20 protein-coding genes are annotated in these 24,135 nt (G+C 66.5%); 15 read left to right on the top strand and 5 right to left on the bottom strand.

The genetic code is table 11. The features are described 5' to 3' along the window. Positions 1 to 201 precede the first annotated feature (201 nt). The 5 genes from N415_RS22085 (at position 202) to N415_RS22065 (ending at position 5,020) form a co-directional block, all read left to right on the top strand. Positions 202 to 903, top strand: a complete 702-nt coding sequence (locus tag N415_RS22085; RefSeq protein ID WP_068186734.1) for an SDR family NAD(P)-dependent oxidoreductase — start codon at positions 202 to 204, stop codon at positions 901 to 903. A gap of 23 nt (positions 904 to 926) precedes the next feature. After that, positions 927 to 1,802: a mycofactocin-coupled SDR family oxidoreductase gene (locus N415_RS22080; protein WP_068186732.1), complete on the top strand. Its 876-nt coding sequence runs from the start codon at positions 927 to 929 to the stop codon at positions 1,800 to 1,802. A gap of 21 nt (positions 1,803 to 1,823) precedes the next feature. Continuing rightward, positions 1,824 to 2,024 (top strand): ferredoxin, encoded by a 201-nt coding sequence (locus tag N415_RS22075; protein WP_068186730.1) that lies wholly within the window; start codon positions 1,824 to 1,826, stop codon positions 2,022 to 2,024. 14 nt (positions 2,025 to 2,038) lie between these two features. Then, positions 2,039 to 3,415, top strand: coding sequence for a cytochrome P450 (locus tag N415_RS22070; RefSeq protein ID WP_068186728.1), 1,377 nt, complete (start codon positions 2,039 to 2,041; stop codon positions 3,413 to 3,415). A 186-nt stretch (positions 3,416 to 3,601) separates the two neighbouring features. Further along, a complete protein-coding gene (locus N415_RS22065; protein WP_068186726.1) occupies positions 3,602 to 5,020 on the top strand; it encodes an alpha/beta hydrolase-fold protein in 1,419 nt (472 codons plus the stop codon). 85 nt (positions 5,021 to 5,105) lie between these two features. Here N415_RS22065 and N415_RS22060 read toward each other — a convergent pair whose 3' ends face one another. The 3 genes from N415_RS22060 to N415_RS22050 form a co-directional block, all read right to left on the bottom strand. After that, positions 5,106 to 6,281, bottom strand: a complete 1,176-nt coding sequence (locus N415_RS22060; protein WP_068186725.1) for an acyl-CoA dehydrogenase family protein — start codon at positions 6,279 to 6,281, stop codon at positions 5,106 to 5,108. Then, a complete protein-coding gene (locus tag N415_RS22055; RefSeq protein ID WP_068186751.1) occupies positions 6,265 to 7,263 on the bottom strand; it encodes an acyl-CoA dehydrogenase family protein in 999 nt (332 codons plus the stop codon). The genes N415_RS22060 and N415_RS22055 overlap by 17 nt, the downstream gene beginning before the upstream one ends. 96 nt (positions 7,264 to 7,359) lie before the next feature. Further along, positions 7,360 to 8,010 (bottom strand): nitroreductase family protein, encoded by a 651-nt coding sequence (locus tag N415_RS22050; protein WP_068186723.1) that lies wholly within the window; start codon positions 8,008 to 8,010, stop codon positions 7,360 to 7,362. An 82-nt stretch (positions 8,011 to 8,092) separates the two neighbouring features. Here N415_RS22050 and N415_RS22045 point away from each other — a divergent pair, with 82 nt between their 5' ends. Together N415_RS22045 and N415_RS22040 are read left to right on the top strand one after the other, a co-directional pair. Further along, positions 8,093 to 8,473, top strand: a complete 381-nt coding sequence (locus N415_RS22045; protein ID WP_068186721.1) for a carboxymuconolactone decarboxylase family protein — start codon at positions 8,093 to 8,095, stop codon at positions 8,471 to 8,473. A gap of 9 nt (positions 8,474 to 8,482) precedes the next feature. Then, positions 8,483 to 9,385: an NAD(P)-dependent oxidoreductase gene (locus N415_RS22040; RefSeq protein WP_068186718.1), complete on the top strand. Its 903-nt coding sequence runs from the start codon at positions 8,483 to 8,485 to the stop codon at positions 9,383 to 9,385. A 145-nt stretch (positions 9,386 to 9,530) separates the two neighbouring features. On the opposite strand, the gene N415_RS22035 is transcribed toward N415_RS22040, so the two are convergent. Continuing rightward, positions 9,531 to 10,184 (bottom strand): hypothetical protein, encoded by a 654-nt coding sequence (locus tag N415_RS22035; RefSeq protein WP_152531518.1) that lies wholly within the window; start codon positions 10,182 to 10,184, stop codon positions 9,531 to 9,533. Positions 10,185 to 10,451: 267 nt separating this feature from the next. Here N415_RS22035 and N415_RS22030 point away from each other — a divergent pair, with 267 nt between their 5' ends. The 4 genes from N415_RS22030 to N415_RS22015 are packed head-to-tail and all read left to right on the top strand — an operon-like array spanning position 10,452 to position 14,019. After that, a complete protein-coding gene (locus N415_RS22030; RefSeq protein ID WP_068186716.1) occupies positions 10,452 to 11,543 on the top strand; it encodes an amidohydrolase family protein in 1,092 nt (363 codons plus the stop codon). Between the two features lie 37 nt (positions 11,544 to 11,580). Next, complete coding sequence (locus N415_RS22025; RefSeq protein WP_068186714.1) at positions 11,581 to 12,726, top strand: amidohydrolase family protein; 1,146 nt, start codon at positions 11,581 to 11,583, stop codon at positions 12,724 to 12,726. Between the two features lies 1 nt (position 12,727). After that, positions 12,728 to 13,141: a Rieske 2Fe-2S domain-containing protein gene (locus N415_RS22020; RefSeq protein WP_152531517.1), complete on the top strand. Its 414-nt coding sequence runs from the start codon at positions 12,728 to 12,730 to the stop codon at positions 13,139 to 13,141. A gap of 11 nt (positions 13,142 to 13,152) precedes the next feature. Further along, positions 13,153 to 14,019 (top strand): alpha/beta hydrolase, encoded by an 867-nt coding sequence (locus tag N415_RS22015; protein ID WP_068186712.1) that lies wholly within the window; start codon positions 13,153 to 13,155, stop codon positions 14,017 to 14,019. Between the two features lie 5 nt (positions 14,020 to 14,024). On the opposite strand, the gene N415_RS22010 is transcribed toward N415_RS22015, so the two are convergent. Beyond that, on the bottom strand, positions 14,025 to 14,498 hold the full coding sequence (locus N415_RS22010; RefSeq protein ID WP_068186709.1) for a hypothetical protein: 474 nt from the start codon (positions 14,496 to 14,498) through the stop codon (positions 14,025 to 14,027). Positions 14,499 to 14,529: 31 nt separating this feature from the next. Between N415_RS22010 and N415_RS22005 the strand changes: the two genes are divergently transcribed. The 4 genes from N415_RS22005 to N415_RS21995 form a co-directional block, all read left to right on the top strand. Next, positions 14,530 to 15,810 (top strand): NADH-ubiquinone oxidoreductase-F iron-sulfur binding region domain-containing protein, encoded by a 1,281-nt coding sequence (locus N415_RS22005; protein ID WP_068186708.1) that lies wholly within the window; start codon positions 14,530 to 14,532, stop codon positions 15,808 to 15,810. 8 nt (positions 15,811 to 15,818) lie between these two features. After that, entirely contained in the window at positions 15,819 to 16,115 is a 297-nt protein-coding gene (locus N415_RS22000) for a ferredoxin (protein WP_068186747.1), read from the top strand. 57 nt (positions 16,116 to 16,172) lie between these two features. Continuing rightward, a complete protein-coding gene (locus tag N415_RS30940; protein ID WP_081665415.1) occupies positions 16,173 to 16,508 on the top strand; it encodes a hypothetical protein in 336 nt (111 codons plus the stop codon). Between the two features lie 210 nt (positions 16,509 to 16,718). Next, on the top strand, positions 16,719 to 24,135 hold a 7,417-nt coding region (locus N415_RS21995), incomplete at its 3' end, for a BTAD domain-containing putative transcriptional regulator (RefSeq protein WP_239645658.1).

Below are 24,135 nucleotides of genomic sequence, written 5' to 3'. Positions count from 1 at the left end.
CAAGAAAGTCTCAGGAATGGGACCAGGCCGCCGACCAGCGGCGTTATTGCGCACATGTCCGGGTAACGGGCCACTTGGCGCAGGCCGCGCGCGGTTTCACGACCATGTTGCACGCCGCTTCGCGCCGAGAGTAAGGTTCTCATAATTGTAAGGGAGATTCTTTGTGGCTGAGACGAGCCCATTTGGAGATGAGGTCTCGACGTGAAGACCGCGGTGGTCACCGGCGGCGGATCCGGCATCGGTCAAGCGGTCGCGCAGCGCCTGCGCGCCGACGGTCTTGATGTCGCCACGATCGACCTCAGGCCGTCGGAAGCCGATTTCGCTTTCACCGCCGACGTCACGGACCGGCCGCAGGTGGATGCCGCGCTGGCGGCCATCCGAGCCCAATTGGGGCCCGTGACGGTCCTGGTCAACGCCGCCGGGCTGGACGGCTTCAAGCGCTTCACCAACATCACCTTCGAGGAGTGGCGGCGGGTGGTCGACGTCAACCTCAACGGCGTCTTTCACGTGACCCAGGCGGTGCTGCCCGACATGGTCGAGGCCGGGTGGGGACGGATCGTCAACATCTCGTCGTCGAGCACGCATTCCGGTGCGCCCTACATGAGCCACTACGTCGCCGCCAAGTCCGCGGTCAACGGCCTCACCAAGTCGCTGGCCCTCGAATACGGGCCCAACGGCATCACCGTGAACGCCGTACCGCCGGGGTTCATCGACACCCCGATGCTGCGCGCCGCGGAACAACACGGACACCTCGGCGACATCGAGGCGACCATCGCCCGGACCCCGGTGCGCCGGATGGGCAGGCCGGAAGACATCGCGGCCGCGTGCGCCTTTCTGATTTCCGAAGAGGCCGGCTACATCACCGGCCAGATACTGGGCGTCAACGGCGGCCGAAACACCTGAGCATCGACACAAAAGGAGAGAGTGTGGGAGACGGCGCACCAGGGCGCGTCAAGGGAAAGGTCGCCTTCGTCACCGGCGCGGCGCGCGGGCAGGGCCGCAGCCACGCGGTGCGGCTGGCCGAAGAGGGCGCCGACATCATCGCCGTCGACCTGTGCCGCGACCTCGACACCATCGGTTACCCCATGGCGGCACCCGAGGACCTCGAGGAGACCGCCCGGCTCATCGAGAAGACCGGGCAGGGCGCGGTGATCGCCCAGGCCGACGTGCGCGACGCCGGGCAACTGAGCGCGGCCCTGGAGCACGGGGTCGCGGAGTTCGGCAGGCTCGACATCGTCGTGGCGCAGGCCGGAGTCGCCGGCATGAAGGGACGGCCGCCGCTGCAGGCGTGGTGCGACGTCATCAACACCAACCTGATCGGCACCATCAACGCCATCCAGGTCGCGTTGCCGCACCTGCGCGAGGGCGCCTCGATCGTCGCCACCGGATCCACCGCGGCGCTGATGGACACCGCCAAGAAGGACAACCCCGGCACCGACCCGGGCGGCATGGCTTACATCCACTCCAAGCGGGCGCTGTCGCGTTACGTTCACGACCTGGCAACGGAGCTGGCGCCGTTGGGCATTCGCGCCAACGTGATCCATCCAACCAACACCAACACCCCGATGCTGCAGAGCGAGCCGATGTACCGCTCGTTCCGGCCGGACCTGGAGCGCCCGACGCGGGCCGACGCCGAGCCGGTTTTCGGCGTGCAGCAGGCGATGAAAATCCCCTACGTCGAACCCGAGGACATCAGCAACGCCGTCCTGTGGCTGGCCTCCGACGAGGCGCGCTATGTCACCGGCGTGCAGTTGCGCGTCGATGCCGGCGGCTACCTCAAGTGGTACGACTACGAGAATTAAGACAACTCGCAAGGAGACACCGTGAAGGTCTGGGTCGATTCGGAACGCTGCCAGGGCCACACCCTTTGCGCGATGATCGCGCCGGATTCGTTCCAGCTCAGCGACATCGACGGCAGTTCGTCGGCGATCGACGAGGTGGTGCCGGCCGACAAAGAAGATCTGGTCCGCGAAGCCGCCCACTCCTGCCCGGAGCAAGCCATCATCATCACGGATGAAACGTAAAGGGAGACAGTGCCTTGAGCGTCGACGACAGCGTTGATGACCAGGTCAGCGACAGCGACCGTAAGCGGAACCGGTATCACTTCGATCGGCACTCCCCGGAGTACCGGTCGCGGTTCAAAGACATCACCGAGGAGATGCACGCCCGGTGCCCGATGGCCTGGAGCGACACCTACGGCGGACATTGGGTGGCGGCCGGCAGCCACGAGGTCTTCGAGCTCGCCCGCTGCCCGGCGGTGTCAAATGACCACGATGTGAACAACGAACGCCGTGGCTACAAAGGCATTTCGATCCCGACCGCCAGCCGCATCAACGGCATCCGGGGCGGCATCCTGGAGATGGACAACCCCGAGCACAAAACCTACCGCGCCGTGCTCAACCCCTACCTGTCGCCGGCCGCGGTCAAGCGCTGGGAGCCGTTCATCGACGACGTGACGCGCGCCTGCCTCGACGAGAAGATCGAGGAAGGCCGCATCGACTTCGTCGACGACCTGGCCAACATCGTGCCGGCCGTGCTCACGCTTGCGATGATGGGCATCCCGCTGAAGAACTGGCAGATGTACAGCGAGCCGACGCACGCCGCGGTGTACACCCCGGAGCATTCCCCGGACATCCAACGGGTCACCGAGATGCACCGGCAGATGGGGATCGACCTGATCAACAACATGATCGAGATCCGCGAAAATGCGCGGCCCGGCCTGGTCAATGCCCTGCTCGAAATGCGGATCGACGGCGAGCCCGCGCCCGACCTGGAAATCATCGGAAATCTCGGGTTGATTATCGGCGGCGGCTTCGACACCACCACGGCGCTGACGGCCCATTCGCTGGAATGGCTTTCGCAGCATCCCGATCAGCGCGAGCTGCTCAGCAAGCAGCGTGAGACGCTGCTCGATCCCGCGACCGAAGAGTTCCTGCGCTACTTCACCCCCGCTCCTGGCGACGGCAGGACCTTCTCCGATGACGTCGAACTCGACGGCACCACCTTCAAAGAGGGCGAGCGGCTGTGGATTTCGTGGGCCATGGCCAACCGCGACCCCGCGGTGTTCCACGACCCGGACGACATCATCCTCGACCGCAAAGGCAACCGGCACTTCAGCTTTGGGCTCGGCGTTCACCGCTGCGCCGGATCGAACGTGGCGCGCACGGTGTTCAAGTCCATGCTGACCGCGGTCCTGGACCGGATGCCCGACTACACGTGCTACCCCGAGGGGACCGTCCACTACGAGACCATCGGCGTCATCCAGGGGATGCGGAAGCTGCCGGCCACCTTCACGCCCGGCCGCAGGGTCGGCGCCGGCCTGGACGAGACGCTGGACAAGCTGCAACGCATCTGCGACGAGCAGGAGCTGGCCAGGCCGATCACCGAGCGCAAGGAAGCCGCCGTCATCGACTAGGTGGGCCTGACCCCGTTCCCACGCGAGCAGACACAAAAGCCCCCGACACGCCGCGTGGTGAGGGGCTTTTGTGTCTGCTCGCGGCCTGGGCCGGGGCTCCAAGAATCCGTAGAGGCTTCGTAGAGGCCGACATCTAATCCTTCTCTCACACGCGCCGATCGCTGGCCGCCGGGAGGAGGAATCACGATGCAGCTCCTGAGTAACCACATCTCGTTGATGCACGGCTGGCTGCCGTTGACGGTCGATGCCGCCACCGCGCTCGCGCTGGGGCTCGCCATCGCGTGGCGATCACGCCGTTGGCTCCTGTGCTGGCTGCCCGTGGCCGTCGTCGCGGGCGGCGTGGCTGCCGCCGGGGCGCACTGGCACATCGGCCGTGTGGCAACCGAGCAGGCGCCGTCCGCGCTGTACGTGTGGATCGCATTGGCCGGAACCGCCGCGGCCGTCGTGATCCTCGGCTGGCGCGGCGCGCGCTGGTGGCGCCGGGCCGTATCGATCCTGAGCCTGCCGCTGTGTGTGCTCTGCTCGCTGCTAGTGCTTAACCAGTGGTTCGGGTACGTGCAGACGGTGCAGAGCGCGTGGGACCAGCTCACCTCCGCTCCGCTACCCGGCCAGACCGACAAGGCCACCGTCACCGCGATGGCGGCGAGCGGCGCCAGGCCATCCCGCGGCCGCCTGGTGCCGGTGCAGATCCCTTCCGACGCATCGCATTTCAAGCACCGCGAGGAACTTGTGTACCTGCCGCCCGCATGGTTCTCGAGCTCTCCGCCGCCGCAGCTGCCGACGGTGATGATGATCGGCGGCATGATCAACACACCCGCCGACTGGGTGCGCGCCGGGAACGCGGTGGACACCATCGACGCCTTCGCTGCCGCGCATGGAGGCAACGCACCGGTGCTGGTGTTCGTCGACCCGGGCGGGGCATTCGACAACGACACCGAGTGCGTCAACGGAAGCCGCGGCAACGCGGCCGACCACCTCACCAAAGACGTTGTGCCCTACATGGTCTCGAATTTCGGGGTCAGCCCCGACCCGTCGCGCTGGGGCATCGTGGGCTTCTCGATGGGCGGGACCTGCGCGGTGGACCTGACCGTCATGCACCCCACACTGTTCAGCACCTTCGTCGACATCGAAGGCGACTTGACCCCCAACACTGGCAGCAAGGCGCAAACCATCGCCGGCCTGTTCGGCGGAAATGCCGACGCGTGGGCGGCATTCGACCCGACGACGGTGATCAGCCGCCACGGCCGCTACACCGGAGTGTCCGGTTGGTTCGCGATCACGTCGGGCGGTGCCCCGGCGCCGCATCGCGACCTCACCGTCGTGGACAGCACCGCGATGGCAGTCGCCGGTCGCGGCGCCGCCACTGACCCGGGTAACCAGGCCGCCGCAGCGGGAGCCCTGTGCGGCCTCGGCCGGGCGAATGGCATCGACTGCGCGGTGGTCGCCCAGCCGGGAAGGCACGACTGGCCCACCGCCAGCGCAGCTTTCGCCACCGCGTTGCCCTGGCTGGCCGGTCGGCTGGGCACCCCGGACGTGGCCCGCATCCCGTTGCCCGGCACGACGTCCCCCAACCACACCGAGGTGGTGGGCCGCGACCAAAGCTAGTGAGTTAGCCCCCGCCGAACGTCACGCCAGCGTGGCACTCGACGCCGAACGTCACGCCAGCGTGACGTTGGGCGACCTTAAGGCGTTAACCGCGGGGCAGGCCGAGCACGCGCTGCGCGATGATGTTGCGCTGGATCTCCGAGGTGCCGCCGGCGATGGTGCCGGAAAAGCTTCGGGCATAACGCTCGAACCAGCTGGCGAAGTAGTGGTCCAGGTTCATGTGCGCGTACGGGCCGGTCTGCCCGGGGTGGATCAGCCCGTCCGATCCCGCCGACGTCAGCGCGAGCTCCATGCCGCGCAGCTCGGCCTCGGACCCGAGCAGCTTGAGCACCGAGATCGCGGCCACGTCGTCTTCGCCGCGCGAGGCACGCGCCAGGGCAACCGAACCCAACAGGCGCAGCGCCTGCTTGTCCATGATCGTGCTGGCGTACTGGTCGCGCTCGACTTCGGTGCTCGGGCGAAAGTCGTCGATCATGTTGTCGAGTCGGTCGGCGAAACCCAACCACATCATCGTGCGCTCGTGCCCCAGCGACCCGTTGGCCACCCGCCAGCCCTGGTCGAGCTCACCGACCAGGTTCTCGGCCGGCACCCGCACGTCGGTGAAGAACACCTCGTTGAAATCCAGGTCGTCGGCACCGCAGATCGAGGGAAACGGCCGGCGCACCAGACCCGGGGTGTCGGTGGGGATGATCAGCGCGCTGATTCCCTTGTGTTTCGGCGCATCCTGATTGGTGCGCACGAACGTCAGCAGCACGTCGGCATCGTGGGCGCCCGAGGTCCACACCTTCTGCCCGTTGACCACGAAGTGATCTCCGTCCAGCACCGCGCGGGTGCGCAACGACGCCAGGTCGGAGCCCGCGCTGGGTTCGCTCATCCCGAGCGACGCGGTGATCTCGGCCCGCAGAATCGGCACCGCCCAGCGTCGCTTCTGTTCGTCGCTGCCGAACGAAAGCAGGGACGCCCCAACGATATTCATGCCCTGCGGGTTGAAGCTGTGATAGATCCGGCGACGGCTGAGTTCCTCGAGGTAGACGAACTGCTGAATCACCGTCGCGTTGCGACCACCGAATTCCGGCGGCTGGCTGGGCAACAGCCAGCCGTTGTCGAAAAGCAGCCGCTGCCAGTCGCGCGCCCACTGCGGCATGTGCGACACCGACCGCGGGCGCTCAAGCGTTTCGCTTGCGTCGGGCAGGTTTTCGTCGAGGAAGGCCGCGAACTCCGCCCGGAACGCCTCGACGTCGGGATCAAAAGTCAGCTGCACGGTATTCCTCTGCGATCCGCGCCCGATGTTGCGCCGCGCCGCCGAGCATCAGCTCGCCCGCCTTGGCCCGCTTCAGCGCGAACTGCAGGTCGTTCTCCCAGGTAAAGCCCATCGCGCCGAAAAGCTGTAAGCCGTGCCGGAATACGAGCGACTGGCACTCCCCCGCGGATGCCTTGGCCATCGCGGCCGCCAGCCGGCGCCGCGGATCGTCGGCCGCGATCGTCAGCGCGGCGAAGTAGGCCAGCGCCCGGGCGCGTTCGACCGCGACGTGCATGTCGGCGGCCTTGTGCTGGACGGCCTGGAACGAACCGATCGGCACCCCGAATTGCTGCCGGCTGCGGACGTGGTCGAGGACCAGGTCGAGGATGCGTTGGCAGGCGCCGACCATCGTGATCGCCATGCCCGTCAGCGCGACGTGCTGGGCCCGTTCGGCGTCGACGGCGCGCCGGGCGCTGTCGGGCACCCGGACTTCGCCGAACGAAAGGTCCGCGACGTGCAGTACGGGGTCGAACACCGCCGAGCGGCGGGCCGACACCTGGTTGGCCGCGACGACGAACACCCCGGCGTCGGTCACCACCGCCAGCCGGTCGACGCGATCGCCGTCGAGAACATGGCGCGCCGTGCCGTCCAGCACCCAGCCGTCGGCGTCCCGGTGCGCCCACACCCCGCCGTACACCGCGGTTCCGGCCTCGTGCGGGTCGAATCGATCCTCGGCCAGCGGGGCGAACTGGCTCATCGTCGCCAGAAACGGGGTCGGATCGGTCGCGCGCCCCAACTCCTCGAGCACGATTGCCAGCTCCACGGCGCTGTCCGCGTCGTTCAGCTCCGTCCAGCCCTGGTCGACGTAGGACTTCCACAGCGGGCTCGGATCCACGCCGTCCTCAGCCACACTGCGCACCAGCGACGGCGGGCACTGCTTGGCGACGACGTCGCGAACGGTCTGCTGCCACAGCCGCTGATCTGCATCGAACTCCAACAGCATCCGGGCCGCCTCCTGTCGTCACCGCCAATCGCGAGAATAGCATTCTCCCTGTCGGAAGTAATAATCTCGAAAACCGGCTACGAGGTGTCCGAACGCCTAGCCGGCACCCAGCAGCGCGTCGGCCGGCTGGCCCCAGCGATCGAGGTTGACGAACTCGGAAAGCGGTCGTCGGCGCAGCGGCCCGTGCTTGCCCTTGGGCCACCCGACCACGATGTGGCCGGCGACCAACCAGTCCTCGGGTATGCCGATGGATTCGCGCAGCGGCCGCTCGCCGCCGTAGGAGGCCCAGCTGGTGAGGCATGCCCCCAACCCTTGGGCGCGCGCGGCCAGCAGGAAGTTCTGCATGGCGGGAAAGATCGACCCGCCGAGCAGCAGCTCGGAGGCCGTCGGATAGTGCTGCTGCGCGAACAGGACCGAGGTGAACTCGCCCGCGCGATCGTGCAATTCGTACGTAGCGCGGTAGGTGCGGGCGCGGCGGCTGTTGTCGCCGTCGGCGGGCCGGCTCATCCCGTAGACGGGTTCGATCACCTCCAGGGCATGGGCGGCCGCCTTGGCCACGACCGCGCGTTGCTCGGGCGAGCGCAGCACCACGAATCGCCAGCCCTGCGCGTTGGCGCCCGACGGGGCCCACCGGGCCGCCTCGAGGCAACGCGTGAGGGTGGCATCGTCGACCGGCTCGTCGGTGAACCGCCGAATCGTCCGGGCGGTCGCCATGACTTCCCAGACGTCACTGCTTGCACCGGTCATTGCGTCTCCCTCGGGGCTGGGCTGTTACACAAGGTTTATCAGGAGGGTCTATCAGGACCACGCGGCGTAAAGGAGAAGACCATTGGACGGCGAAACGTACCAGCGCGGACTCGAGATCCGCTCGACGGTGTTGGGCGAGGCGTATGTCAACCAAGCGTTGGCGGACGCGGACGACTTCACCAAGCCGCTGCAAGACCTCGTCACCGAGTATTGCTGGGGCGCGGTCTGGGGCCGCGACGGACTGGCCCTCAAGACGCGCAGCATGCTCAACCTGGCGATGATTTCGGTCCTCAACCGCCCCAACGAATTACGGACGCACGTCAAGGCGGCGCTGACGAACGGTGTCACGCGCGACGAGATCCGCGAGATATTCCTCCAGGTTGCGATCTACGCCGGCGTACCGGCCGCCGTCGACAGCTTCCGCATCGCGCGTGAGGCGTTCGCCGAAGTGGATCAGGGCTAGGAGTCGGCGATGGAGGTCGGGTTCATCGGGCTGGGAAATATGGGGTTTCCCATGGCGCGTCGCCTCATCCAACAAGGCCACGACGTCGTCGCCTTCGACACGAACGGCGCGGCGCTGGATCGCCTCGTCACCGTCGGCGCGCACGGCGCGTCGTCCTCGAAAGACGTCGCCGATCGGGTCGAGACGGTCATGGCCAGCCTGCCGACGCCGGCCGCATCCATGGAGGTGGCCACCGGCACCGCGGGCGTGATCGAGGGTTCGCGCGTCAAGCGCTATGTCGACTTCTCAACCGTCGGGAGCCGAACGGCGGTGCACATCCGCGACGAGCTGGCGAAACGGAACATCGTGGCGATCGACAGCCCGGTCAGCGGCGGCGTGGGCGGAGCCGAGAAGGGTTCGCTCGCCGTCATGGTGTCCGGGCCGCGCGACGAATTCGACGTGATACGAACCGTTCTCGAGGCGATCGGGCGACCGCTTTACATCGGGGAGAAACCCGGCGCGGCGCAGACGATGAAGCTCGCCAACAACATCCTGGCGGCCAACGTGTTGGTCGCGACGGCGGAGGTGGTCGCGATGGGCGTGAAGGCCGGTCTCGACCCGGGTGTGATGATCGAAGTGCTCAACGCGGGTTCGGGTGCGACGAGCGCGAGCCGCGACAAGTTCCCCCGCGCGATCCTGCCGCGCACCTTCGACTACGGCTTCGCCACCGGGCTGATGGTCAAGGACGTGCGGCTGTATCTCGACGAAGCGAAAGCGCTCGGCGCCCCGACCGACGTCGCCGAAACGGTGGCCCGGCTCTGGGAGGCGGCCGCGCTCGAGGAGGGCCCGGACTCCGATTTCACGACGGTGATCAAGCCGTTCGAGAGGGCCGCCGGTGTCACTGTGGGTCCGGTGAAGCCGCTTCCGGGCTAATCGCGTTGAGTGTGCAGTAACGGCTTTGATTGTGCACCAGCGGAGGGATTTCGCCGATTTTTCCTGCCACGATTCACAGGCCAGGCCCGCAGTTCACACGCGACGCCCGAAGGCCCGGCTAGCGCTTGAATCCCGTTGGGCGGATTCAACTCTGGTGTGGCTGGCGCGGAGGCCAGCCGAAAAGCCAGGCCGCCACGAGGAAGCACAGCGCGCCGAAGAACGTGCCGATGTTGGCCCACACCAGGCTGACGTCCGCCCCCGAGCGCAACACCAGCGCGCCGACGGCCGAGGCGAGAAACAGCACAGATCCCGCGAAGTTGAGGAACGCGATGCGCTGCGAGGCGCTGGCAACGTGGGAGTGTCGCCGGGCCCGGACCTCGGGAACGATCGCGATCGCCGACGAGACCAGGAACGCGACGGAGCCGACGATGTCGGGCACCCACACGTCGACGTCGATGAGCTCCGGGCGGGCACCGATCGTCACCGCGGCGTCCACCGTGTTGACGTTGAACAGCACCGTGCCCACCAACTGAATGGCCGCCGCCAGCCAGTCGGTGGTGCGCGCCCGCAGCGGCAGCGAGTGCTGCTCGGCCTCGGGCAGCTCCCGGCGAGCGAGGATCAGCTGAAGCGTTGCGGCAGCGGTGAAGAACACCGCCCCCACCGCGTAGGTCAACGCCGAGAGCAGCGGTGGCGACGCTGGAAGGAGCGAGAGCAGAACGCCGAACGCGAACAGGGCTGCGCCGATCACGAACAGGAGGCCGATCCAGCGCACCATGGACGCGTGCACGGCCCTCACCACGCGACGGATCGTACCGTCCACTGCAGGCCCGCTTCGGCGCCCAGCGGGCACCGGTCGGCATTCACCCGACAAGAGCGAGAATGCTATTATCCTCAAGCAAGAACGCTACTTACCCAGATAACGGCAATACCGATGGCTACCAGGGCCGATGTTTAATCGAAATGCTTACCGAAATACCGTTGATTGGCGACCGCCGAGAATGTTAGTTTATCTATCAGATGCCCTGATCGGGCTCACTTTGGCTTCCCGAGCCGAGGGGCGGTTTACGTGATCGAACACGCCGACGGAACCCGCACCCCGCTGATCGACGCGAGCGTGCACGTCTTCTTTTCGTCCAACAAGGACCTGCGCTCATTCCTGCGCGAGCCGTTCAAGAGCCGTGGCTTCCCCGACTACGAGATGGATTGGTACGGCGCGCCGGGCGGCGAATACGCGCCGAACACCGAGGGGCCGGACCGCCAGTATCCCGGCTCAGATCCGGAATTCGTTGGCAACGAACTGTTTTCGAAGCGCGGTGTGGACATGGCGATCCTGCATCCGATGGGACGCGGCATCATGCCCGACCGTCACCTTGGCACCGCGCTACACGCCGCCCACAACGAGATGATGGTGTCGCGCTGGCTGGACTCCGCCGAATTCGGCGAGCGTTTCCGCGGCACCATCCGCGTCAACCCCGACGACATCGCAGGCGCCCTGCGCGAAATCGAGAAATGGCGTGCCCACCCCCGCATCGTCCAGCTCGGCGTCCCGCTGCAATCCCGCGAGCTGTACGGCAAGCCCCAGTTCTGGCCGCTCTGGGAGGCCGCCGCCGACGCGGGGCTTCCGGTCGCCGTGCACGTCGAAACGGGGGAGGGCATCGGCTTCCCCCCGACGCCGTCCGGGCACACCCTGACCTACGAGCAGTACGTCAGCTTCATGGCGCTGAACTACCTGTATCACCTGATGAACATGATCGCCGAGGGTGTGTTCGAGCGCTTCTCGAACCTGAAGTTCGTCTGGGCCGACGGCGCCGCCGACTTCCTTACCCCGTTCATCTGGCGGATGGACACGTTCGGCCGGCCCCACCTGGAACAGACGCCCTGGGCACCGCGCATCCCCAGCGACTACATCCCCGGCCACGTGTATTTCGTGCAGGGCAGCCTCGACGGCCCGCCCGACGCCGACTTCGCCGGCGAGTGGTTCGCCTTCACCGGCAAGGAAGACATGGTGATGTTCGGCTCCAGCTATCCGCACTGGCAGAGCAACGACGTCGGCCGGGTGCCGGCGTCGCTGTCCGCCGAACAGCGCGACAAACTGTGCTGGCGCAACGCGGCCAACTTGTACGGGATCGACATTTCGGTCGACCTGGCAGCGGGCTAGTCGCAGAATAAGGACAAGGGAGACTGAGGAGACAGAGATGACGCTGACTCACATACACGAACGGGTCCCCGCCGCCGAGCGCATAGCCGTCCGGTGCGTCGACTCCGACATCCACCCGGTGCCCCGGCGCGGCGAGCTCACCCAGTACATCCCCGAGCCGTGGCGCAGCAAGTTCTTCCTGGACCACAAGGTCGGCGAGCTGATCTACTACGACGCCCCCGACTACGCGCACACCTTCGCGATGCGCGCCGACGCCTTCCCGCCGGACGGCGAGTTCGCCTGCAGCGACCCGGACATGGCTTTCCGGCAACTGATCATGCAAGCGGGCTCCGACATCGCGATCCTGGAACCCGGCGGCCGCACACCGCGGCTGGCCGAGGCGCACCAGGCGTTCTCGACCGCGCTCAACCACTGGCAGGCGAACCACTGGCTCGACAGCCACAACAACTGGCATGAGCGCTGGCGCGGTTCGATCTGCGCGGCGATCGAGGATCCGGAGGGGGCGGCGCGCGAGATCGAGACGTGGGCCGGCCATCCGTACATGGCGCAGATCCTGATCAAGGCCGAGCCGCGGCCCTCATGGGGTCACCCGAAGTACAACCCCATCTGGGAGGCCGCCACCAAGCACGACATCACGGTGAGCTGCCATCTGTCGCGCAGCAACTACGAGATGCTGCCGACGCCTCCGGTGGGTTTGCCCAGCTACAACCACGATTTCATGGTGACCTACTCGCTGCTGGCCGCCAACCAGGTGATGAGCCTGATCTTCGACGGCGTCTTCGACCGATTCCCCACGCTGCGAATCGTGTTCGTCGAGCACGCGTTCTCCTGGATCCTGCCGCTGATGTGGCGGATGGACGCGCTCTACGAAGCCCGCAAGTCGCGGGTCGAGATCAAGCGCAAGCCATCGGATTACGTCAAGGAACACATCAAGTTCACCACCCAGCCGCTGGACTACCCGGAAGACAAGACCGAGTTGACCCGCGCACTGGAGTGGATGGAGTGCGACAAGATCCTGCTGTTCTCCTCCGACTACCCGCACTGGACGTTCGACGACCCGCGCTGGTTGGTCAAGCACCTTCCGAAGGCGGCCCGGGACGCGGTGATGTACAAGAACGGGATCGCGACCTACCACCTCCCGGAGACCGTGCCGGTCCTCGAGGGTCAGACCCGGGTGTTCTGAGTTGGTGCCTGAACAAGAAGGGGCAACCACCAGGCCGCCCCAGCCCCGCCTCGCTCAGGGTCGCGAACACGTCGTGGCAACCGTGGACGAAATCCCGCCCGGCACCCACAAACTCGTGCCCATCGGGCGACACGGCGTCGGCGTCTACAACGTCAACGGCGCCTTCTACGCCATCGCGAATTACTGCCCACACCAGGGCGGTCCGCTGTGCTCGGGGCGCGCCCGCGGACGCACCATCGTCGACGAGACCGCCGCCGGCGACTCGGTCATGGTGCGCGACCTGGAGTTCATCTACTGCCCCTGGCATCAATGGGGTTTCGAGCTCGCGACCGGCACGACCGCGGTCAAGCCGGAGTGGAGCATCCGCACCTACCCGGTGCGAGTCGTCGGCAACGACGTTCTGGTAATGGCGTGACGGGAGCATCTGTGTCGACATTCGAGGTCAACGGCGGAAACGTTGTCTACGAAATCCTCGGTGACACAGGAGATCTCATCGCCCTGACGCCGGGCGGGCGGTTCAGCAAGGAGATCGAGGGCCTGCGCCCGCTGGCCGACGCGCTGGCCGCCGGCGGCTATCGGGTGCTGCTGTGGGACAGGCCCAACTGCGGGGCCTCGGATGTGCAGTTCTACGGCCAGAGCGAATCGCACATGCGGGCCGAGACGCTGCACAAACTGGTGACGGGTCTCGGCTTCGAGCGCTGCATCCTTGCCGGGGGCTCCGGCGGCGCAAGGGATTCCATGCTGACGACGATGCTCTACCCCGAGATGGTCACCAAACTCGTGGTGTGGAACATCGTCGGCGGCATCTACGGCACCTTCGTGCTGGGCTCCTTCTACATCATCCCGAGCATTCTCGCGGTGCGCGGCACCGGAATGGACGGCGTGATGAAGGTGCAGGAATGGCGCGAGCGAATCGAGCAGAACCCCGCCAACAAGCAGCGGTTCCTCGACTTCGACTCCGACGAGTTTCTCAAGGTGATGCTGCGCTGGCTCAATGCGTTCGTCTCCAAGCCCGGACAGACGATTCCGGGTGTCGAGGACGAAATGTTCGATCGAATCAAGGTCCCCACCTTGATCATTCGTGGCGGCGAGAACGACATGGATCACCCGAAGCGGACGTCGCTGGAGGTCAGCTGCCTGATCAAGGGCTCCAAGCTGATCGACCCGCCCTGGCCGGAGGACGCCTGGGAGCGGGCGTCCGAAGACCGCGCGGCGGGCAGGGTGAAGCACTTCAACATGTTCGACACCTGGGTGCAGGCCGCCCCCGCCATCCTCGAATTCTTGGGCTCCTGATGCGTTCACACGGTGCGAATGCGAACCTCGCAGTTGAGGGACGCCTCGAGTGCGGTGTGAATCCGGCTTTCCGGAACGCGATCCAGGTCGGCCTCGCGCAAGGTCACGTGGACGATGTCTAAACCGTCATCGCCGGGTGTCCGAACGATCTCGCCGGTGAGCCCGAAACCGGACAGCACGCCGTGCGCGTCGTCGTCGGTCCCCCGGCTGATGAACGTGACGACGCCGGCCGTCGGAGCGGTGCTAAATGCCTTGCCGCACAACTCAAGTCCGACGCGCTTGACGGCATCGGCGTCTTCGCCGGCGACGAGCACCTCCACCTCGCGTCGACCGGCCGGCATGGCCGCGAGGTTGTTCTCGACGACTTCCAAGCCCAGCTCGCCGGCAAGCTCGAGGAGTGCGGTCATGCCGTGTCCTAGCTGTTCGGCTGTGAGGACGCCGGAAGGATCCACGTTGACGCGCACTACCGCGGTTCGCATGTGCGCCAGACTAACGATGGGGAGCTAGGCGATGGATATCACCGTCACCTCCTGGCCCGGCTGTCCGTCGCGGCTGCTGGGTGATCGACCGGGCCACGCGGGCGAAAACCGCGCGGCGTACCTTGAACTCGGCGGTTATTGTCCACTCGCCGACCCCGACGAACTGCTCGGTGAAGTCGAGCGCAGCGGGCTGCAGGGCCGGGGCGGCGCGGCCTTTCCGATGGCAGTGAAGCTGCGCACCGTGCGCGACAACGGGCGCGCGGCGGGTGGCGCGGTCGTCGTCGCCAACGGCGAGGAGGGCGAACCCGCTTCGATCAAGGATCGATGGCTGCTGCGGCACCGGCCGCACCTGGTCCTCGACGGGCTGCGGCTGGCCACGGCGATGGTGGCCGCTGACCGCGCCTACGTCTACCTGTCCGACGCGGAATCGGCCCGCAGTGTCCAGACCGCGCTTGCCGAGCACCCGCCCGGCGACATCGCGATCGAGGTGGTCAACGTCGCCCCGGGGTACATCGCCGGCGAGGAGACCGCGGTCACCCGCGCGATCAACGGCGGACCCGTCAAGCCAACCGACAAGCCGCCGCGTCCATTTCAGAAGGGCGTCGGCGGGCTGCCCACCCTGGTGAGCAATGTGGAGACCCTGGCCAACCTGCCCTACCTGGAAGGGCACGGCGCGGCGGAGTTCCGCTCGCTGGGCACGCCGTCCTCGCCCGGCACCTTCCTGGTGACCTTGACCGGCGGCGGCCGGCCGCCGGGCCTCTATGAGGTCCCGCACGGCCTGCCGTTCGCCGATCTGCTTGCTCTGCACGGTGTTTCGTCGGATCGCGTCCAAGGCGCGCTGCTGGGTGGCTACTTCGCCGGGCTGCTCAATCGCAGCGTGCTGAACGCCACGTTGGACCACGAGACGTTCCGCGACCTCGGCAGCGGACTGGGATGCGGTGCGATCGCGGTTCTCGCCGACGACTGCCCGGTGGCGGTCGCCGCGTCGGTGTTGGCCTACTTCGATCGCGAGAACGCGGGCCAATGCGGTTCGTGCTTCAACGGCACCGCCGCGATGGCCGCCGCCGCCGGGGCGCTCCGCGACGGCGCCGCCACCCCCGAGGACCTGGATCGGCTGCGCCACTGGTCGGTGACGCTGCGCGGGCGCGGAGCCTGCGCCACGCTGGACGCCGCGACCAACGTGGCCGCAAGCATGCTCGACCAGTTCCCGCAAGCGGTGGCCCAGCATCTCGACAAGTCATGTGAACCGTGCCGCGCCAACGCGTTCAGCGCCGGGCGACCCTACGAGGTGGAGGCGGTGGTCTACGCGTGAGCGAGGGCATGAGAATCCACCTGGACCGCACGCTGTGTGACGGGTTCGGCATCTGCGCCAAGCACGCGCCCGCCTACTTCTCGCTCGACGACTGGGGATACGCCTGCCTGATCGGCGACGGCACCGTGCCCGAGGCCGACCGCGACGCGGTCATGCGCGCCCTGATGGACTGCCCGGTGCACGCCATCATGGAAATGGACGAACGACGACCGGACGACGTGCCGCCGCAGCCAACCACCGATGAGGACCCCGCCGCCCACGTTAATACCGAAGCGAGCGAAGCCGAATGGGGTTTCACGCGTTGACCGGACGCCTGGTTGTGGCCGTATCGAAAGCATAAGCTGAAGCCATCCAAGGTCAGTATGGTCCTTTTGCAGGCGTGCAATGAGCTGTTTGGGCGTCGTCTGGCCGTCATCGCGGTCGCGTTCGTGTCAATGGCGGCCGCGGTCGCGACGGCCGGAGTCAGCTCGGCGGGATGCGGCTCCAACAAGTCGTGGAATCCGGCGACGATGGTGTGCAGCCCACCGCCGCCCCCGCCGGCCTGGTACACACCGCCGCCGCCATATGCGCCCTCATTCGCGCGCCCGGACGTGCCGCCGCCCCCACCAAAGCCCTGGTGGGCCCCGGACGCCCCGGCGTGGAGTAACGGCTTTCAGCATTGGGGCGTTGTCATAGGCACCGTCTGGGTGCCGGTCTGAGCCGCTCCGGACCCCCTTTACTGAAGTTAGCTAGCTGGCGGCGCGCGGCGCCTTTACTCGATCTTGACCAGGTATTGAATCGCCCCACCGACGATGGGCAATGTGAGTACGCTTCCATGGGTGGAACTGGGGGTTTTGGGACCTCTCCAGGTCCGGCAAAACGGAGCGCCCGTCATGATCCCGGGCGCCAAACCTCGCGCCATCCTGACGATGCTCGGCCTGCACAGCGGTTCGGTCATGTCGGCCGAAACGCTGCTCGAGTTGCTCTGGGGCGACGATCCGCCACGCACCGCCGCCAAAGCCCTGCAGACTCACATCTCCGCGCTGCGCCGCGCCTTGGGCGACGGCTTTGTGTTGACGATGGGGACGGGTTGGACCCTCGCCGAGAGCGAGGTTGATGCCTCGCGGTACAAATCGGCCGCTCGACTGGGCCGTGATGCGGCCGCCGCTGGCGCTACCAGCCAAGCGGTGGCGAGCTTCGAGGAGGCGCTGACCCTCTGGCGCGGCACCCCCGAACTGCCCGATACCCGGCGGGGAACATCCGAAAAGACACGCTGGATCGAGGGCCACGCCGCACTGGTCGAGGACCGGGCAGACGCCCTACTTGCAACGGGCCGCGCCGCGGAGATCGTCGGGGAGCTGGAGGCCGCGGTGGCCGAGGCGCCGCTGCGCGAACGACGATGGGGCCAGCTGATGCTCGCACTCTACCGCGCCGGTAGGCAGGGCGAGGCGCTGGCCGCTTACCAACGAGCGCGTGCGCTACTCGCCGATGAACTGGGGGTCGACCCCGGGCCTGATCTTCGCCGGCTCGAGGCAGCGATCGTCGGACAGGACACTGCGCTAGAAATTCCTGCCGCACAAGATCTTCCGACTGTAACGCGCACAGTCACGTTCCTGCTGACCGACATCGAAGGATCGACTGCCGCCTGGGAGGCCGACGCCGACGCCATGGCGGTGGCACTCGCGCGCCACGATGAGCTTGTCGAACAGGTTGTCACGTCCCGCGGCGGACGGCTGATCAAGACGCGCGGCGAGGGGGACGCCACCTTTTCCGTCTTCGAAAGGGCCTCGGCGGCGGCCAACGCCGCAATCGAATTGCAGGACGCAATCTTCCACGAACCGTGGCGCCTGCAAGACCCGATGCGTATCCGCGTTGCACTGCATACCGGTGAGGTCGAGCTGCGCGACGGCGACTACTTCGGTCGCGCGGTCAACCGCGCCGCACGGCTGCGGTCGCTGGCAATAGGCGGCCAGATCCTGTGCTCTGGTGCGATAGCCGAACTGGTCATCGACTCACTGCCCGACGATGTTGTGCTCGTCGATTTGGGGATGCGTCAGCTCAAGAACCTGGCGCGTCCGGAGCATGTTTTCGAGCTTCGGTTGGAGACCGCCGCACCGCCGCAAAAGGCAAACGACGCACCGATCGAGCGCCCGGCCCTCCCCGCGGTGCTGACCGGCCCCGGACCGTTCGTCGGACGCGGCCCTGAGCTCGCAGGGCTGGTGTCCGCCTGGCAAATCGCGCTGGCGGGCGGCACGCACGCGGTGCTGATTGCCGGTGAACCAGGCGTGGGCAAGACACGTTTGGCCGGCGAGTGGTCGCAGCAGGCCTACCAGTTAGAAGCGATCGTGCTCTACGGCCGCTGCGATGAAGATCTCGGTGCGCCCTACCAGCCTTTCGCGGAGGCACTGCGTTCGCTCATGCCCTGCCTCGGCACCACCCGGCTCCGCGCAATGCGCGGCGTTGAAGCATTGCTTCCTCTGGTTCCCGGGCTGACCGACGTCCTGCCCGATCTCGCCGCGCCAACCCGCGCCGATCCGGAAACCGAGCGCTACGCACTGTTCGACGCCGTCGTCGCACTGTTGGAAGTCGCCTCCGCCGGCGCACCCGTCGTGCTGATCCTCGATGACCTGCACTGGGCGGCCAAGCCCACGCTGCTGTTGTTGCGGCATCTGTTGCGGTTCGGCGATCGCGCGCGGGTGCAGATCGTCGGCACGTACCGCAGCACCGACCTTGACCGTTCGCATCCCCTGGCGGCGATGCTCGCAGACCTGCACCGCGGCTCTGGTTCTGGCACTTTCAACCGCCTTACGCTCAGCGGCCTCGACGAAGCCGACGTGACCGCGTACGTCACCGAGGCCGGCTACGACGACGAAGAACTTGCCCGGGCGTTGGCGTCGGTCACCGGAGGCAACCCGTTCTTCCTTATTGAAGCGCTGCGCCATCTGGATGAGACCGGCGGTGTGTGGGATCCGACTACCCTGCCACAAGGTGTACGGGAAACCGTGAGCCGCCGCCTTTCTCGGCTTCCAGCAGAGACGAACGATGCCCTTGCCGCGGCCGCGGTGGTCGGTAGCAGGTTCTCGGTAGAACTGGTTGAGCGCGTGGTTGAGGATGATCTCGTCAACGCGTTCGACGGGGCGTGTAAGGCCGGCATCGTCATCGAAGAGCCCGGCGGCCGTTACCGATTCAACCATGCCCTTGTCCGTCAGTCGCTGCTCGCCGAACTGCCGTCGGTGCGGCGGATGCGGCTGCACCAGCGCATCGCCACGACGCTCGAGTCCCAGCCCGGTGCCAACGATGAGCTGCTGGCCGAACTGGCCCACCATTACTTCGAATGTGCGTGGGCGGGAAACGCGGCCAAGGCGGTCGAATACTGCCGACGTGCGGGAGACCAGGCGGTGGCGCGCCTCGGCTACGAAGGCGCCGCCGATCTATACGGCCAAGCGTTGCACGCGCTGGACGAGATCGACGACGAGTTGCCAGACCGCGACGACCAGGCGGCCGAACTGCTAGTCGCGCGTTGCGAGGCTCTATTGGCCGCTGGCGACGTAGCTTCCGCGGCGGGCGCAGTCTCCAAATTGCAAGAAGCGACGGTCAATTCGGTGCGGCTGGCGGCGTGGGCGACGTGTTTCGACGGCCAGCTGTCGATGCTGATCCATCCCGAGCGACTCGACGAGGTTGAAACCGCTTTAGGTGTGGCCGCCCAGAAACTGGCCGAGTTAGGCGATGCCGCAGGCGAAGCCAACGCTCATACCGTTCGGGCTGCGTGCCTGGCCCGCCTAGGCAGGATCGGCGACGGCGAGATCGCGCTGGATGACGCCCTCACGGCGGCACGGCGTGCGCGTGACCACCGGCGGGTCAACGCGGTGCTGGCGGGCGCACCACTTGCCGCGCTGTGGGGTCCCAACCCGGTTCCGCGTGCGGGTGGGCGGTGCCTCGACGTGGTGCGGCTCTTGCGAATCACAACCGAGTCGCCCGCGGTCGAGGCGACGTCGACGCGGTGCCAAGCCGTGTTGGAGGCCTTCCGGGGACGCGCCGAGGCGGCCCGGCGGATGATCGACTCGGCGCGGCGTACAGTCACCGAACTCGGGCTGCGGCACGCGTTGCTTGAGGTCGAGCAGTTCGCCGGCATCGTTGAGCTGATCGCCGACGATCCGGCCGCGGCCGAACCGCATTTGCGTCAGGCGTACAACGGTTTTCGTCGCATGGGCCTGGACGCCGATACTGCGGAGACAGCCGCGTTTCTGGGCCGCGCGTGTCTAACGCTCGACCGACACGGCGAGGCTGACGAATTGTGTTTGGAGAGTGAGCGACTCGCCGGCCACGCTTTGAAACCGTCTATCCATTGGCGGACTCTGCGGGCGCTCCTGCTTTCGCGCAGCGGTGAACACGGTGAGGCTCGACGAATCGCCGAGGCCGCTGTCGCCCTGGCCGAGCGCACCGACGCGCTGGTTGATCACGGCGACGCATGTGCCTCACTGGCAACGGTTTTAGACGCTGGAGGTGATGCTGCGGGTGCACGCGCCGCCGCCGAGCGGGCCGTAGATCTGTATGAGCGGAAAGGCGCTGCGGCACTTGCGGAGAAAGCGCGGCGTGTAGTCGGACAACGCCCTGCCCGGAGTGTCCCTGCGCCACCCGAACCGCCGCCGGTTGTCGAGCTCGACAATGCATGTATACGGGCCGGCAAACGCCTGGGAGCTGCGATCAATCGCGAGGCCTGGGATGAGTTCAAGGAACTCTATGCGCCCGAGGTGTTCAGCGAGAGTCACCGCAAGGTCATCGGGTTTACACATGCCGCGGGAGCGATTGTCTCACCGGAAAACTGGGCCCATGAGATTGGGCGAATCCTAGGGGCGAGCGGGGTGCGCCTCACCGCGCACGACATAGCCGTGCGAGGCGAGCGACTCGCTCTCGCTCGATTGGTGGTGGGCACTATTGATACGAGCCCCGGGGCGCCGCAGGATGAATTTCTCCAGATATACGGCATCGATGAACAGGGTCGAATCTGCCTGCAAATCTTCTTCGACCTAGAAGACATGGATGCCGCGATCGCCGAACTCGACGCCGCGCAAGCCCGATTCGAGGAAGAGACAAACCGTCAGGCGCGGCGGCTGGAAAATGCGGCAAGCCGAGCGGTCGAGCGCTACCTAGCGCACTTCGCGGCCCGTGACTGGGATGCGATCGCGAAGATAATGGCCGACGACCTTTACACCGACGATCGTCGTCGTGTGGTAGGCGTTGGGGCCCTGCACGGCCGGGATGCCATGATCACACAGTTCCGGTTGGCATCCGACCAGCAGGTCACGGAAACAGCGTCAGACGCAATTGCCACCCGTGGAGACCGCCTCGTCCTCACCCGTGTCCGGTTCTCGCGCAGCGACGAGAAACCCGACGCGTTCCGCGTCGATCTACTGCACGTCGTCGAGATCAACGCCGACAACCAGATCTCGGCGATCGTCGCGTTCGACCCCGACGACCTTGAAGCCGCGATCGCCGAGCTCGAAACCCGTTACATCGCAGGCGAAGCGGACGCGCATTCGCGCACATGGTCTGCCATCACGCGTATCGTCGCCTCGATCAACCGGTACGAATTCCCAGCGACGACGCGCGACTGGATGAATATCGACCACCGCCGGGCAACAGCCGTCGCACCCAATGATGCGATTGCATACGTCCGTGAGTCGTGGGACGGCGGCACGGGCGGCATGTATATCGAGACTGTGCACCGGCTGAACGACCTCGGAGCGGTTACGACCTATGTGGGGTATGGGACCTCGCAAGAAGGCTTCGAAGCCGAGTGGCGAGGGGTCTACGTTCTCACGGTCGAGGGCGACTTAATCAGCCGTTGGGAGCTATTTGAAGAGGCCGACATTGACGCCGCGACCGCAACGTTCGAGCAACTCAGCCGCTCGGCGCCGGGGCTGGAAAACGCTGCGTGCCACGCTGTCCAGCGCTACTCGGCGCACTTCGCAGCCCGCGACTGGGATGAGCTCGCGAAGGTCGTGGCCGACGACATCGTTATCGACGATCGCCGGCGGGCCGTAAACGCTGGGATTCGACATGGTCGCGATGCCGAGATCGCAAACCTGCGGTCGGCCGCTGAGGCCGGATTTACGCGCTTGACGTTCGTCACCATCGCAACACGTGGTCAGCGCCTCGTCCTCACCCGTGCGTCGGGCCGTGATAACGGGTCCGAGGAGTTCCAGAGCGACGCGCTGGGCGTCGCCGAAGTCAACTCCGACAACCAGATCGCGACAATCGTCGTGTTGGACCCTGACGACTTCGACGCCGCCGTCGCCGAGCTCGATACCCGCTACCTCGCCGGCGAAGCGGCGGCACACCCGAATGCGTGGTTGCTCGTTGGTCAGTGCTTCGCGGCGATCAACAGACACGAACTACCCGCGCTGGCGCCGGACTCTGCCAACATCGACCACCGGCGCGGAGCAGCGTTCGCGCCCGGCGATATGACCGTATTCCTCCACGACACATTTGAATACGCACCCGACCTCAATGGCTACATCGAGGCTGTGCATCGCGTGAGCGATCTTGGAGTGGTTGTCACCTTCAGAGCGCAGGGCACCTCGCAAGAGGGATTCGAGGCCGAGTGGCGGGACATCGCGATTTTCATGTTCGACGGCGATCTCCTTAGCCGTTGCGAACTATTCGACGTGGCGGACATTGACGCCGCGCTCGCGCGGTTCGACCAGCTCAGCCGACCGGCACCGCCGCTGGAAAACGCGGCGAGCCAAGCTGCCGAACGCTACAAGGCGCACTTCGCAGCGCGCGACTGGGATGCGCTCGCGAAAGTGCTGGCCGACGACATCTGTGTCGACGATCGTCGGCGCGTCGTAAACGCGGGGACCAAGCACGGTCGGGATGCCGAGGTCACAAATTTGCGGGCGGCCGCCGACGTCGGGATCACCTACTTCACGTCCGCCGTCATCGCGGCCCGTGGGCAGCGCCTCATCCTCGCGCGCGTCTCCGGCAGCAAAGGCGAGTTCGTCAACGAGGTACTAGGCATCCTCGAAATAGACTCCCAGAACCAGATTTCGGCGATCATCTTGTTCGACCTCGACGACTTCACGTCCGCCATCGCAGAGCTCGACGCGCGCTACCTCGCCGGCGAAGCGGCAGCCTACGCACGCGTCTTGCATCCCGTAATGGACACGGTGGGGGAGCTCAATCGTCACGAGCCGGGGCCGATGCTTGGGCGACTTGCGTGGGCCGACCGTCGGCGCGTCCCGTTCGGGTCGGCGGAAAACTACGGGCGCGCCATCGAGGAGCTGTGGACACTGGTGCCCGATGCCCGCTATTGGATGAGGACGGTACATGCGCTCGAGGCCCACGGGCTCGTCTCCACCCTCGTCATCGAAGGCACCGACGCACACGGCAACGAATTGCAGTGGGGTCGCACATTTCTGTTCGTTTCCGACGGACCGTTGGTGGAGGTTTACGAAGAGGCGGACCTCGATGTCGCCCTCGCGCGCTTCGAGGCGTTACGGCCGCAGGCGCGGCGGCTTGACAACGCGGCCAGCCGAGCGGCCGAGCGCCACTCGGCGCACTTCGCAGCCCGCGACTGGGATGCGCTTACGAAGGTCCTGGCTGACGACTTCGTGACTGACGATCGCCGTCGGACCGTAAACGCAGGGATCCGGCAAGGTCGGGATGCCGAGATCGCAAACATGCAGGCCGCCGCCGAAGTCGGGATCACGTATACGGCGTTTGTCGTCATTGCAACCCGCGGAGAGCGCCTCATCCTCGCGCACGCCTCGGTCGGTGGTGGCGGGTCCGCGGAGTTCACCACGGATGTGCTGAGCGTCGTCGAAGTCAACTCGCACAACCAGATTGCGACGTTCGTCATTTTCGAGCCCGACGACTTCGACGCCGCCTTCGCGGAGCTGGACGCGCGGTACCTCGCCGGCGAAGCAGCCCCCCACGCGCAGACATGGTCGCTAACCACGGCTAGCTACGCCGCGCTTGGCCGGCACGAACTCCCGCCGATAACGCCGGACTGGGTCAATCTCGATCATCGACCGGTCGTGGCGATTGAGCCGGGTGATCTTGGTGTATCCCTTCGAGCCGTGTGGGAGCTCGCGCCGCAAGCATCCATTTACCTCGAGGCTGTACATCGGCTGAGCGGCTCGGGAGCGGTCGTCACACATGCGGTGCACGGGACCACGCAAGAGGGCTTCAACGCCGAGTGGCGAGACGTCGTTCTTCTCACGTTCGAGCGCGACAGGATCAACCGCTGCGAGGTATTCGACGAGGCGGATCTCGACGACGCGCGCGCAAGGTTCGACGAACTTAGCCGACGGGCACCGCGGCTGGAAAACGCGGCAAGCCGAG

It is taken from the genome of Mycobacterium sp. UM_CSW (assembly GCF_000455205.1).
Taxonomy (GTDB): domain Bacteria; phylum Actinomycetota; class Actinomycetes; order Mycobacteriales; family Mycobacteriaceae; genus Mycobacterium.
Note: the sequence above shows the minus strand (reverse complement) of the source record. Positions and strands in the feature narration are given on the sequence as shown.